Source organism: Myxococcus vastator, from assembly GCF_010894475.1.
GTDB classification, from domain to species: Bacteria; Myxococcota; Myxococcia; order Myxococcales; family Myxococcaceae; genus Myxococcus; species Myxococcus vastator.
The window spans coordinates 1-1,101 of the sequence record NZ_JAAIYB010000879.1 but is presented as its reverse complement, the minus strand read 5'-3'; the positions used below and the strand labels follow the sequence as shown (position 1 = coordinate 1,101).

Sequence of the window (1,101 nt, the reverse complement as noted above, 5' to 3'; positions counted from 1 at the left end):
TCGCGCATCAGCCCGTCCACCTCGGCTTCGGCGTCGGCGGCTCCGGCGGGCGCCTTCTCCGCGCTCCCAGGCACCGCTGAAGGCGCGGGCTGTTCATCCGGCACGGCCTCCTCCACAACGGGTGCGGCCACCACGGGTTCCGCCGGCGTCACCGGAGGAACTGCCCCGGTCCCCCGCATCACAGCGAGGCCTCCCCCGACGACAGCGAGCCCCACCGCCACGGACAGTCCCAGCGCCCACGGACGGCGCGCCGTCGGCACGGCCACGGGGGCCACGGAGCCGGACGCACGGGCACCCGCCGCGGGTACCTCGGCTCCGGAGCCATGGGCACTCGCCGCGAGCGTCTCGGGGCCGGACGCACGGGCACCCGTCACGGGCGCCTCGGCCCCGGAGCCACGGGCACTCGCCGCGAGCGTCTCAGGGCCGGACACATGGGCACCCGTCGCGGGCACCTCGGCCCCGGAGCCACGAGCACTCGCCGCGCGAGCCTCGGGGCTGGACGCACGGGCCCCCGCCGCGGGCGCCTCGGAAGCATCAGGCGCCGCTGCCCACATCCCGGGATGCGACTCCGGCTCTGTATTCGACGGGGTGCCTTCCTCGTCGTCGTCCTCATCGTCCCAGGCGCTGGCCAGTCTCAGACTCCCGGAGGGCCCTGACCGTGACGCGACGGCGGCGCTCCCGTCCGGACGACTCGGGGTTCGCGCGCTCGCAGACACCGCCGGGACACCCGAGCTCCTGCTCGGCGTCTGCTCGGCCCGTGAGTCCTCGCCGGAGGCGGCACCGCGAGCCTCCTCGGCCCCACCGGTGCGCGGCCCCGACGCCGCGGCCATGCCCTCCGGACGGCTCTGCCGGCCCGGCGTGGAAGGCGTGCCCTCGAAAGAAGCGCCGCGAGGCACCGGCGACGACGCCACCGCCGGCAGCGGCATCATCGGCGTGGCCATGGGCGGCAGCGGCGCCGCGTCCAGCGCGGCCTCCTCGCCCCTGCGAGGCAACACGAAGGTCGGCGCGTTGACGTCCTCGTCCGGAGATGTCGGCAACGCCAGGCCGCTGCGGCCAGGAGGCGCCAGCACCGCCGTGGGCTCACGCGGCACGGCCCCCACC

General features: G+C 76.7%; 1 protein-coding gene. It reads left to right on the top strand.

All coding sequences use genetic code 11. From position 1 onward, the window contains the following. Positions 1–828: 828 nt before the first annotated feature. A partial coding sequence (locus G4D87_RS39130) for a hypothetical protein (protein ID WP_205507892.1) occupies positions 829–1,101 on the top strand: 273 nt, incomplete at its 3' end.